Here is an 11,005-nt window from a genome sequence, read left to right as displayed (position 1 = left end):
ATTGGGGATTGGGGATTGGGGATTGGGGATTGGGGATTGGGGATTGGATATTGGATATTGGGTATTATTCTCTCCCTTGTCTCCCTTGTCTCCCTTGTCTCCCTTGTCTCCCCATACTTCCCCCACTCCCCCCACTTCCTTATTCCCAAATAGATAGACAGGATGCAAGAAAAATTCTACAATTTTACTGATTGTAGTAAATTAACTCATTGTATAATTACCATAAACATGGTAAAGATTGTCCTGTAATTAACTTCGCTTGCGAAATCACTTACATAATAGAAGAGAGTATTTTAGTAGAGGACAACAAGCAAAATGGATGTAAAGGTAATATTAATCGTACTGACAGCAATTTTTACTGTATCATGCTTGTTCTTTGGCACTAAAAACGGTTTCTACGATTCTGACAACTACCATGGCAACGGGTCTGCACATTGATAGAAATATAGTCAAAGGAATCAGCCCCTAATCTGTCTGATCAGAACTCTTAATGATTCAAATTTTCTGAAATCAGTCAACAGTTATCAGCTTATGGTGCGGAACTGATTAAGCACCACCAAAGTCTCGACTTCACACTTTAGTGGTAGATTTAACCCAGATCATAAAACTGATAACTGATAACTGATAACTGATAACTGTTCAATAGATTCTGTGAAGACTTCCTCCCCAATAGCAAATCCGCTTTCCAAGGGCGTAGGGGCGTAAGTTAGGAAATTAGCCCCTATATAAAGTGATAAATATCCTCGTAACAGTTCTTGGCTTGTCGGAAATATTCATCAAAATGAGTTCAACGGGGAGGAAAGCATGAGCGATCGCCTATCAGCATCCTCTCGTATTGATCCGGGGGAAACAGCTAGTGAATTGGAATGTATACCCTATGGTGTGAACCATACCGATGAAGGTGTGTGTCTGTTGGTGCGGATGGGACCACACCGCTTTTTACTAGACTGCGGTTTAGCAGATATTTCGCCAATCCTCAAAGGGGTGACAAAGCCAGCACGTCGGGGTAGTTCGCCTCTACCTGCTGACTTTGTTTTTGTCAGTCATGCTCACCCAGACCACGCTAGAGGGTTACTGACCCTACATCAGGCTTTTCCTCTGTTACCAATCTACGCCAGCGAAGTCACTAGTAAATTACTACCGTTAAATTGGGTTGATCAAGAAGGTCAACAACTGTCACAATTTTGTCAAGCTTTACCATTGCGATCGCCACTGGAACTTAAAGATGGTCTGGTGGTGGAACTATTCGCTGCTGGGCATTTACCAGGTGCTGTAGCAATTTTGTTTACCTACATTACCCCACAGCGTACTTACAAATTACTGTATACTGGTGATTTTTTCTTATCTAATTCACGCTTAGTTGAGGGTTTGCGGTTAGAAGAATTGCGGGGTTTAGAGTTAGATGTGTTAATTATTGAAGGGACTTATGGTACTTCTCGCCACCCTCACCGTCGCAACCAAGAAAATCAACTTGCAGAAAGAATTAATCGCGCGATCGCTGACCGTTATTCTGTACTCATGCCCACACCTGCTTTAGGATTGGGACAAGAACTATTAATGCTTTTACGCAGTCATCATCATTTTACAGGTCGTGATCTTGATATCTGGGTTAACGGTGCTGTTGCTACTGGCTGCGATGCTTACTTAGAATTATTGCCTCACTTCCCGCCCTCTGTACAGAATTTTGCCCGTCATCAACCGTTATTTTGGGATGAACGGATACGTCCGCGTGTCCGGCGTTTGCAGCCACAACAACGTGCAACTGTTGGAAAGTATCCCTGTATTGTCGTCACTGACTCTACAACCGATCTGAGTCATTATATGCAACCCGATACAGGACCCTGGCTCATTCTCTTACCAGAAAAAACTGATATCAATATTAATCATGAACATTTTCCAGGAATAGTGACTATTGAAAATTATCTACTTGCCCAGCATAGTGATGGTCCTGGTACAACTCAATTAATTCATAATTTGCGACCACAACATGTGATCTTTTTTCATGCTATTCCTACCTACTTGGCAGATTTGACTAGCTTGGAAGAGTTACAAAACCGCTATCACGTACATTCTCCCGCAGTAGGTACAATAGTAGAATTACTGTTTGGTGAGACATTTTTACAACCAGCAGCACCGGAAACAAATTATGAAGGTGAACTGACGGAGTTGGAAACGGTTGTAACAATAGCCCTTCCTGATGCGATTACAGCCGATCCTCGTTGGCAACAATTTGCTGATACAGGTTTAATCGAAGCCCGTTGGCAAGGAGAAGAACTGGTATTACGCGGATTGTCGCAACGAGAACTTCTCAATCAAAGTAGCGATCGCTATGTGTGGTCTGATGTAGATTGCTGTGGAACCTGCCGACATCAAAGGGGACAACGGTGCTGGAATCCCGCGTCCCCTTTGTATAATTTCAAAGTTACCCTTGATGGTTACTGTCCGGCTTTTGAGCGTCCAAATGATAGTCAATAGTCAAGAGTCCATTGTCAATTGTGAATTTGAAGTTTTCTAGACTCTGAATTCTTGACCCTTGACCCTTGACCCTTGACCCTTGACTAACTAGTCTGGATTAGAATCTGTGTACCGATTACGGATACGTTCTACCTCTGGACAGTCTTCAGTTAAGAGAGGTTCAACATTACCACGTGGCACGGAAGCTAATTTTTGGTTTATGGCACCAATACTTTCGAGGCGAACCATTTCCTCCCAAGAGCAAATTTCATCTTCCTCTTCTGTCTCATAGCGTAGGGTCACTAAATCTCCCTCTATGTCGATGATGCGGGCGCGTTCAATCCAGCGTTGCTGGTCCCGCAAGAACACACATACCTCCCGTCCATCGCAACACAGTTGATAAATCTTGCGGTGTAGCATCTACTGCTTCTGCCTTTTTTCTAGTTAAATCTGTTAACATGTGGGTTTTATTCCCCAATTTATAGCAATCTTTCTGGGTTGATAAAATTAACCCTCAAAAATGCTTTATCTGATCCAAACTCAAGATTTGTTTATGGTTGTCAACCAATGAGAATTTTGGATCATTAATTAAAGTTGGCTTGTATTTAATTCACCAACTCACCTTCACCTATTAAGGTCATTTAGGGAATGTTAACTTCGTAGAAGTCACATAATTCAGGAGTTAACCTGAACAGGTTGATAGTATTTGGTGGTAATTCCTTAGTACCATTATGTAATAAAAGATACTCAAAAACAAGCTTAGGTTGCGGTTGTTGAAGTTGCCTACTTGTATTCATTGGTATTGCTGGGAAGTCTAGGGACTTGGCTTTACTTTTACCCCTACGTAATTGATCTTAGCTTATTCTCTAGTAACCTTCATGCTTTTCAACAACTAATGCTGAAAAACTTATGCGTCTTCTTAGTCAATCGTTACTCAATGCTAAGTTTTTTAATTTCTTCTATTGTATTTAGGGCATTCCATGACCAAATTTGAAGAGGCCTCTCGCTTAATTCGACCTGTGTGAACAGCATTTAGTAATGTTGAGAGGTCAGCTAAATCTTCTGGGTTATAGCTTTTCGTCGCCAGCATTTGATGAAGAAGACCCTCAGATTCAACACTAAGACATCCTGTTTGAAAGGCAGATTCAATAAGAGCGCGGATCATTGTGATTAGATCATAATTTGGCGATTATTTCTTTTACTGTGAAACATATTGGTCTTTGTTGAGTTGATAGAGATCAGCAAGTAAGAGTGATTCAAGTTTCAATTTAATGTGATTAAAATCACATCATTACCCAAGTATTTAAAATTTTTTCATTTTTTATACTTTATAAGTATGTAATAACTACCTCAAAAATCCAATACAATATGTAATTGTACGTAATAAAACCAGCTTTTGATTCAAATCTTTACATATACTTAATCAGGAAAATTCCTACGGTGCTAGCACATAAATAAACGGAAATCCTCATCTTGTTGACTTAAGTGTACCCAATCCAGATTTAAGGCACGGAACTTATGCACCAGGCGATCGCAAGCAGGACGTTCGGTGGCATAATGACCAGCATCAACTAAAACTAGACCGCGATCGCGACTTTCTTGAAACTGATGAAACTTACAATCAGAAGTTAGATATACTTGAGCGCCAGTTTTGACTACCGCCGAAATAAAACTAGCCCCCGAACCTCCCAAAACGGCTACTTTATCAATTTTTTGCTGTAAATCTGCCGTGGGAGAGAAAATCAAAGAAGGAGGATGTAGCCGCTCCTGAATTGTCGTCAATAAATCTTGCAACACTAAAGCAGGTTCGAGAACACCAACACGCCCGTATCCCAAACCTGGTTGCGTGGGTACTATGGGAGAAACTTGCTGAAGTTCCAAAATTTGAGCCAAAACATCAGCAGTACCATCTTGAACTTGATCAAAATTAGTGTGACCAGTGTAAATTCCAATATTGTGCCTAAAAGCTAACCGTGCCATTTCCGCAATCGGGTTTCCACTACATAGAGACTTAGGCGGACTAAAAATGAGAGGATGGTGAGCAAAAATTAGATTTACAGGGATACCAGCTTTTTGATAGGCGATCGCTTCCTGCATTACCGCCAAAGTCGGTGTCAGACAAACCAAAACCCTTGCTTGTTCCTTTAAAATACCCGGTTCAATCTGCCAACCACAATTATCCCAGCTTTCTTGCCAAGCTGGATTTGCCCATTCTTCAAACCAAGCGATTAAATCAGTAATTTTCATTTTCTTGTTTGTTGGTCATTTGTCATTAGAGACGCGATAAATCGCGTCTGTACAATGGTCATTTGTCATTGGGAAGAAACTTGTTAAATAATTCTCCCTTGTCCTCCTTGTCCTCCTTGTCTCCCTTGTCCTCCTTGTTCCCTCAATCCCCAACTACCCAGAGATATGAACAACCAATTCTCTATGATGACTATGCTGGCGATGCTCCCAAACGTAAATTCCTTGCCAAGTTCCCAAAACTAAGTGACCTCTGTTAATGGGGATGGTTTCTGATGTGTGAGTAAGGGCGGTACGTATGTGTGCTGGCATATCATCAGGTCCTTCAGTATCGTGAATATACTGGGCTGATTCTGGGACAATTTTGCCCATAAAATTTGCCAAATCTCTGAGTACATCTGGATCAGCGTTTTCTTGAATCAGCAAACTAGCAGAAGTATGACGCAAAAATAAAGTGCAAAGTCCCGTTTCAACTCCTGACTCTGCGACTATTGCTTCAATTTTGGTAGTAATGTTGTGCAAAGATTTACCTGTAGTGGAAATTCTGAGCAGCTTTTGGTAGTGAGTCATTCGATTTTAGATTTTGGATTTTAGATTACTCTACGAGAAGCCGCTGACGCGTCTATGGATTTTGGATTTTAGCTTACTCCATAGATAAATCAGGAGAGCTTTTACCATCAAATAAGTACCAGCGATCTAAATTTTGAAAATTTGGCCATTGAGCATTGGAATTAATTATTGACCATTGACTCTTGACCATTGACTCTTGACCAACAACCAATAAAACCTAAAACCTCACGGGCGATAGTTTCATTCCCATCCTTAGCAATAGGTTCTGAGGAAAGTGGTTGTTGGAGTGGTTGCAGCAAAAAATCCCAATTCCCGTCAAACAATTCTGATGGGGTGAGGATTTGATGTTGATTGTACTGAGAAATTCCTTTTAATAGAAAAGCCGCTTCTGCAAAATCATCACGGGTAACAGATACAATCGGTACACTCAAGCGAGTAGCTTCAGCAAAAGTACTGAAACCAGGTTTAGAAACAACTCGCCCACAAATAGGCATAAAATCTACAGGGCGATATTTATGATCACGAATTTTGATGATATTAGGCAAGTCTGGGGCTGATTGATCAAAAGTAATAAATTGCCAATCTGGAAATTTTTGTAAACTGTCGTAAGGAATTTGTTGCAAGCCCAAACCACCAAAAGTTAGTAAGATAGTTTTTTCTGTTGGCGCAGTTATTCCCCAAGTTGCTCGAATTTGTTCAGCACAATCACAGGGAGAACCACCTGTTAAGCCAACATCAGTAATACTACGATTACTGAATGCTGCCATTGGTTCATAAAAAGGCAGACGAAACAAGCGATCGCATTGACTGTAACAATCACTGATCCAATCAGCAACTTCTCTAAAGGTATCACCCCAACTCCGGTAAATAAAATCAAAACCAAAATTACTCATCATCCAGCAGGGAATACCAGCAGTCTTTGCAAATTTTGTTGCCAAAAAGGGAATATCTGCCAAAATCAACTGCACACGATTTTGACGAATAAAGTTGACTTCTGAAGCAACAATAGAATTTTGATTCTTTTTAATGTCTAGCAACTTTTCTAATGTCGTTGCTTTATCCATAGTCAAGCTATCTTTTTGCACCACACCCACATCAAATCCACGGGGACGATGAATAAAATCACCTTCAATATAAGACTCTAGCAACCAGCGTGGAGCAGTGGACACAATAATTAGCAAGACTTCTGGACATAACTTTTGAATAGTTCCTGCAACTGCTGCGGTGCGAGTAGCATGACCAAAACCGTGATTGGTAATAGCTATGTATAAGATTGGACGTTTCATAGGGGATTGGGGATCGGGGAAGGTGGGGCCCCCTCTGGGGATAAGGGGTAACGGGGATCGGGGATTGGGGAAAGGGGAAAGGGGAGAAGCAAGATAAGAGGGACAAATAACAAATAACAAATGACTATTGACTATTGACTATTGACCAACAACTAACCATTCCTGAATTCCCTCAATTAGTTGGTCAATTTCCAACTCAAGTGTAAAGTAGTGGACGCAAGCGCGTATACAAGTTGGATCAGCAATTGTGCGAGTGAATATTTTTTTCGATTGTAAAAACTCTACTAGTTGTCGATGGGCTTGCGGAGTATTTTGCTTAAGTTGAAATGAGACTAAACCACTTTGAGGAGGTGAAGTCCGCAAGGGAATCACATCTGGTAAGGTTGCTAAACGTCGCCACAAATATTCGCTGTGATCACAAATTTGCTGATAGCGTTCCTCTGGTGTTCCCCATTGTTGATGAATGGCGATCGCTTCTCTTAAGCCTGCGTAAAGGGGATAATTAGAAGTAGCTACTTCATAACGTTTTCCGTCTGGATGCCAATCTACAAACTTACCTTGAGTGTTGGTGATAATGCTACGCCAGCCTATAAATGTGGGTTTTAAGCTATCTCTGATTTCTGGTCGGACGTACAAACCGCCCACACCGCCAGGTCCACATAACCACTTGTGACCAGTAAAAGCATAAAAATCTACCTTTAGTTCAGTCAAGTTCAATGGCATTGAACCAACAGACTGGGCAGCGTCTACTAAAAGTCTTGTTTGGTTATTAATGCATAATTTTGCTATTGTGTCAAGAGGCAAAACTTGACCTGTATTCCATAGTATATGACTCAAGACAACCAAACGGGTATTTGGGCGTAAGTGTTGTTCAATGACTGCGACTGGATCACCCTCGTTTAAAGTTTCTATCAACGGACAGGTAGTGACTTCAACCGCAAATCTGCGCCCGATTTCTTCGGCTATAGCCACAATACCGGGGTGTTCGCAGTCAGTTAATAACAGGTGATCTCCTGAGTTCCAGTCGATACCCCACAGAGCAATATTGCAACCAACAGTCACATCCTCAGTAATTGTAATCGTTTCGGGAAGTACATTTAACTCAGAGGCGATCGCGACTTTAATTGCTTTGGTTTCCTCATCAATCCACCTACCCACTTCAGTACCAAAAGGCCCGATTTCCTGTATGTAAGCTTGGGCTTCAGTAATCGCATCCATCACCACTTGCGGCATTGGGCCTTGACCACCATAGTTGAAATAAGTTTTGTTCTCTAAAGCTGGAAACTGCTGTCGATAAAGATGCAATTTGTTCATAGTCATTAGTCATTAGTCATTGGTCATTGGTCATTGGTCATTGGTGTTTAGTCTCTCCCTTGTCTCCCTTGTCCTCCTTGTCCCCGCTCCCTTATCCCCAATCCCCTCTCTCCCGCAAACGTAACACCCAGAAATTGTGTAGAATTTCTGGGTGTTATACATTTACTCTGTTCAGTTATTATTATGTTCTCACAAGCTGATTTTATCCAATACGCCCAATGGTCAGGTATTGCGACCTTGGTATTTGCTGTGTTGACAGCCTTGAGTTTTATTTTCAAATGGGGTCTGCGCTTTCGGCTAGTGGGTTCGACAGGTTTTATGTTAGTGCTGACGGCTGGTTTATTTACCCTATCCCTAGCCCCTTTGACACGTACGGTTATTCCGGGAGCAGTGCGGTACCATTTGGTTTATGACACTGGTTCAACACAAACCGTAATTGCTATTTCTCCTCAAATCACTCCCACTCAATTAGAAGCAACTTTGCGCCAAGCAGCTAATGATCTATATTCTTATGGTCGCTTGGGTAAAGCTGGTGACAACCAGTTGACTATTCGCGCCCGTACGGTTGTCCATCCCGAACCAGGAGTTTCCACACCACTTTATTTGGGTCAAGTCAAGCGATCGCTTGCTAGTCGTGAAGATTCGCAAATGGCAATTGACATTTACCAAGATAAATTTGCTCAACTGCCAAAATCCAACAACACCTCATCATAAGGTAGAGAGACAAGGGAGTGTGGGGAGTGTGGGAAGACAAGGGATACAACTTCTCAGTTATCAGTTATCAAATTAAACTGTTAACTAATTTATGACAAATGACAAATGACAAATGACAAATGACAAATGACATTAACTACATTTATTGGGGAATTTGGCTTAAAGTACGCCAAGTAAGTTCATCAATAATGCCAGTATCAGGGAGATGATTACGCATTTGCCAGCTTTGCAGAGCTGACTCTGTAACTGGTCCAAACTCTCCATCAACGTATCCTACATAGTCTTGTGTAGATTTGAGAATACGTTGTACCTTCATCACTAATTCTCCCCGACAGCCTTGTTTCAATTCGGGTAAATTTACGGGTCCGCCTTTGTACAATGCTTGCCAAGTCTTTTCTGTAACAATACCATCTTCTTGCAGAAAAACTTGGCGCTGAAATATTTTGACACTTTCTTGTGTCATTTTTGCAAAAATACCGTCAATTTTATCAGTATAAAGACTCAAGTTAGTTAATAGATTTTGTAGCTCTACAACCGCTTCACCATAAGAACCTAATTGCAACTCTGGTTTGTTTAACTCAAACTGTGTTGTTCCTGGTATCCTGTCGCTGCTATCACTTGTTAATTCCATATTCCTACTCCTTGGGAGCGGTCTTTATTACAGTGTAATTTTTTAAGCACTTAATAACATCACTCAGGTGGGGTACTTTAAATACGTCATTCGATTTTAGATTTTAGATTTTAGATTTTGGATTACTCTGTCGAGACCGCGATCGCGTCTGTGGATTTTTAATTGGTGAGGGCTTGTAGCATCAAGGAATTCTCGCTTATTTACTGAGTATTATATTTAACTAATACTTTAGGTTTTGACTTTTAGTGCCTGATTTATTAAAAAAGAGTACTTTTTTTGTGTTTTCTAATACATAATTAATTAATTTTTAGTTAAAATATTTATCTATCTATGAAACTGCTACCAAAACATGTGAATTAAGGCCAGGTTTTACACCTACCCTCACAGTCATGAAAAGCATGGAATTATGAATAGTCGGTTATATTAAGAAGTTTTCCAAAATATCTGGAAATGTTACTGTTAATTCATAAGTTATTATGCCTATTCATTTTTCAGAAAAGTTGTCTACTCAAACTCCTAATTCATTAATGCGGTTGACGGTAGCGCCCGCAAAAGTGATCCGTGGCTCTCAAATATTGGCACAAGTATCTGATGAAATTACTCGTCTGGGTACTCGTCCGTTGATTGTCGCAGGAAATCACACCCAAAAAGCCGTTCAATCTCAGCTGCAACCACTGTTAGAACAGCAGCAGTTACAATTTGCTTTTGCTTACTACACTCCAGATTGTAGCGAAGCAAGTCTCAAAGCTTTAAGAAAAGCTATCAAGGAACATCAAGCTGATGTCGTTATCGGTATAGGTGGCGGAAAAGCGCTGGACACAGCAAAATTGCTTGCCCATCAGTTGCAATTGCCAGTAGTGACAATTCCGACTTCAGCAGCTACCTGCGCCGCTTGGACTGCCCTATCTAACGTTTATTCTGATCAAGGGGCTTTTTTGTATGACGTCGCGTTAGATCGTTGTCCTGATTTATTGATTCTCGATTATGATTTAATTCAAACTGCACCACCACGTACTCTAATAGCAGGAATTGGAGATGCGATCGCCAAGTGGTATGAGGCTTCAGTTAGTAGTGGACACTCAGATCAAACTTTAATTATTGCTGCGGTGCAACAAGCACGAGTCTTACGGGATATTCTCTTCCAAAAGTCTGCTACTGCTCTCCAACAACCAGGAAGCGAAATTTGGCAGCAAGTTGTAGACGCCACTGTTTTATTAGCTGGGGTGATTGGTGGTGTTGGTGGCGCTCAATGTCGCACTGTGGCTGCTCATGCCGTACATAATGGTTTAACGCACATTTGCAAAAGTGGCAGTATTCATGGTGAAAAAGTCGCCTATGGAATCTTGGTGCAACTGCGTTTAGAAGAAATGATCCAAGGGAATCAACTAGCAGCCGCAGCACGGCAACAATTATTGAAGTTTTATGGCGAAATTGGACTGCCGCAAACCTTCAGTGATTTAGGATTAGACTGTGTGACTTTGGGCGAATTGCAAAAAGCTGCGGAAATTGCCCTTGCTCCCAATTCTGACATTCATCGATTGCCATTTAAAGTCACATTAGAACAATTAATGGCAGCGATGGTTTCTACTGCTGCACCAGTAGAAAACAAAGACTCGATTCATCGTGTTTCAACAAAAGAAATTCATCAACAAGTTGAACACTGAATTGGGGATCGGGGATTGGGGAAGGTAGGGGTCCCCTTTGGGGATAAGGGGCAGGTGGGGCCCCCTCTGGGGAACTCACCGGCCCCCACTCCCCCCAAGGGAGTGGGGATTAGGGGCGAAGGGGCAAC

13 protein-coding genes are annotated in these 11,005 nt (G+C 41.4%); 4 read left to right on the top strand and 9 right to left on the bottom strand.

The features are described 5' to 3' along the window. Positions 1 to 315 precede the first annotated feature (315 nt). Both B4U84_RS32100 and B4U84_RS08575 read left to right on the top strand, forming a co-directional pair. Positions 316 to 438 (top strand): DUF8629 family protein, encoded by a 123-nt coding sequence (locus B4U84_RS32100; RefSeq protein ID WP_044447697.1) that lies wholly within the window; start codon positions 316 to 318, stop codon positions 436 to 438. Positions 439 to 804: 366 nt separating this feature from the next. Next, a complete protein-coding gene (locus tag B4U84_RS08575) occupies positions 805 to 2,475 on the top strand; it encodes an MBL fold metallo-hydrolase (RefSeq protein WP_131116974.1) in 1,671 nt (556 codons plus the stop codon). A gap of 87 nt (positions 2,476 to 2,562) precedes the next feature. On the opposite strand, the gene B4U84_RS08570 is transcribed toward B4U84_RS08575, so the two are convergent. The 8 genes from B4U84_RS08570 to B4U84_RS08545 form a co-directional block, all read right to left on the bottom strand. Next, the gene (locus B4U84_RS08570) at positions 2,563 to 2,823 is read right to left on the bottom strand and encodes a DUF6679 family protein (protein ID WP_242677574.1); all 261 of its coding nucleotides are present in this window, start codon (positions 2,821 to 2,823) and stop codon (positions 2,563 to 2,565) included. Next, positions 2,792 to 2,914, bottom strand: coding sequence for a hypothetical protein (locus tag B4U84_RS31925; protein ID WP_268743774.1), 123 nt, complete (start codon positions 2,912 to 2,914; stop codon positions 2,792 to 2,794). The genes B4U84_RS08570 and B4U84_RS31925 overlap by 32 nt, the downstream gene beginning before the upstream one ends. 181 nt (positions 2,915 to 3,095) lie before the next feature. Beyond that, positions 3,096 to 3,251 (bottom strand): hypothetical protein, encoded by a 156-nt coding sequence (locus tag B4U84_RS30455; RefSeq protein ID WP_162139421.1) that lies wholly within the window; start codon positions 3,249 to 3,251, stop codon positions 3,096 to 3,098. A gap of 152 nt (positions 3,252 to 3,403) precedes the next feature. Then, positions 3,404 to 3,619: a hypothetical protein gene (locus B4U84_RS31530; RefSeq protein ID WP_131116971.1), complete on the bottom strand. Its 216-nt coding sequence runs from the start codon at positions 3,617 to 3,619 to the stop codon at positions 3,404 to 3,406. A 278-nt stretch (positions 3,620 to 3,897) separates the two neighbouring features. Beyond that, positions 3,898 to 4,701 (bottom strand): Nif3-like dinuclear metal center hexameric protein, encoded by an 804-nt coding sequence (locus tag B4U84_RS08560; protein ID WP_131116968.1) that lies wholly within the window; start codon positions 4,699 to 4,701, stop codon positions 3,898 to 3,900. 153 nt (positions 4,702 to 4,854) lie between these two features. Continuing rightward, entirely contained in the window at positions 4,855 to 5,268 is a 414-nt protein-coding gene (locus B4U84_RS08555) for a secondary thiamine-phosphate synthase enzyme YjbQ (protein WP_131116965.1), read from the bottom strand. A 161-nt stretch (positions 5,269 to 5,429) separates the two neighbouring features. After that, entirely contained in the window at positions 5,430 to 6,554 is a 1,125-nt protein-coding gene (locus B4U84_RS08550) for a glycosyl transferase (RefSeq protein ID WP_131116962.1), read from the bottom strand. A 138-nt stretch (positions 6,555 to 6,692) separates the two neighbouring features. Next, positions 6,693 to 7,868 (bottom strand): aminotransferase class V-fold PLP-dependent enzyme, encoded by a 1,176-nt coding sequence (locus B4U84_RS08545; protein WP_131118816.1) that lies wholly within the window; start codon positions 7,866 to 7,868, stop codon positions 6,693 to 6,695. 183 nt (positions 7,869 to 8,051) lie between these two features. Here B4U84_RS08545 and B4U84_RS08540 point away from each other — a divergent pair, with 183 nt between their 5' ends. Beyond that, positions 8,052 to 8,582 (top strand): Ycf51 family protein, encoded by a 531-nt coding sequence (locus tag B4U84_RS08540; protein ID WP_131116959.1) that lies wholly within the window; start codon positions 8,052 to 8,054, stop codon positions 8,580 to 8,582. Between the two features lie 142 nt (positions 8,583 to 8,724). Here the strand turns inward: B4U84_RS08540 and B4U84_RS08535 are convergent, their stop codons facing one another. Then, positions 8,725 to 9,213 (bottom strand): peptidoglycan-binding domain-containing protein, encoded by a 489-nt coding sequence (locus B4U84_RS08535; RefSeq protein ID WP_131116956.1) that lies wholly within the window; start codon positions 9,211 to 9,213, stop codon positions 8,725 to 8,727. Positions 9,214 to 9,689: 476 nt separating this feature from the next. On the opposite strand from B4U84_RS08535, the gene B4U84_RS08530 reads away from it, so the two are divergent. After that, on the top strand, positions 9,690 to 10,877 hold the full coding sequence (locus B4U84_RS08530; RefSeq protein WP_131116953.1) for an iron-containing alcohol dehydrogenase family protein: 1,188 nt from the start codon (positions 9,690 to 9,692) through the stop codon (positions 10,875 to 10,877). Positions 10,878 to 11,005 lie beyond the last annotated feature (128 nt).

Source organism: Westiellopsis prolifica IICB1 (genome assembly GCF_004323185.1).
GTDB lineage: Bacteria > Cyanobacteriota > Cyanobacteriia > Cyanobacteriales > Nostocaceae > Pelatocladus > Pelatocladus prolificus_A.
Note: the sequence above shows the minus strand (reverse complement) of the source record. Positions and strands in the feature narration are given on the sequence as shown.

What these genes read in the sequence shown, in the direction of transcription:
- B4U84_RS32100 (WP_044447697.1), top strand. Translation starts at nt 316, where the DNA reads ATGGATGTAAAGGTAATATTAATCGTACTGACAGCAATTTTTACTGTA.
- B4U84_RS08575 (WP_131116974.1), top strand. Translation starts at nt 805, where the DNA reads ATGAGCGATCGCCTATCAGCATCCTCTCGTATTGATCCGGGGGAAACA.
- B4U84_RS31925 (WP_268743774.1), bottom strand. Translation starts at nt 2,914, where the DNA reads ATGTTAACAGATTTAACTAGAAAAAAGGCAGAAGCAGTAGATGCTACA.
- B4U84_RS30455 (WP_162139421.1), bottom strand. Translation starts at nt 3,251, where the DNA reads ATGAATACAAGTAGGCAACTTCAACAACCGCAACCTAAGCTTGTTTTT.
- B4U84_RS31530 (WP_131116971.1), bottom strand. Translation starts at nt 3,619, where the DNA reads ATGATCCGCGCTCTTATTGAATCTGCCTTTCAAACAGGATGTCTTAGT.
- B4U84_RS08560 (WP_131116968.1), bottom strand. Translation starts at nt 4,701, where the DNA reads ATGAAAATTACTGATTTAATCGCTTGGTTTGAAGAATGGGCAAATCCA.
- B4U84_RS08555 (WP_131116965.1), bottom strand. Translation starts at nt 5,268, where the DNA reads ATGACTCACTACCAAAAGCTGCTCAGAATTTCCACTACAGGTAAATCT.
- B4U84_RS08550 (WP_131116962.1), bottom strand. Translation starts at nt 6,554, where the DNA reads ATGAAACGTCCAATCTTATACATAGCTATTACCAATCACGGTTTTGGT.
- B4U84_RS08545 (WP_131118816.1), bottom strand. Translation starts at nt 7,868, where the DNA reads ATGAACAAATTGCATCTTTATCGACAGCAGTTTCCAGCTTTAGAGAAC.
- B4U84_RS08540 (WP_131116959.1), top strand. Translation starts at nt 8,052, where the DNA reads ATGTTCTCACAAGCTGATTTTATCCAATACGCCCAATGGTCAGGTATT.
- B4U84_RS08535 (WP_131116956.1), bottom strand. Translation starts at nt 9,213, where the DNA reads ATGGAATTAACAAGTGATAGCAGCGACAGGATACCAGGAACAACACAG.
- B4U84_RS08530 (WP_131116953.1), top strand. Translation starts at nt 9,690, where the DNA reads ATGCCTATTCATTTTTCAGAAAAGTTGTCTACTCAAACTCCTAATTCA.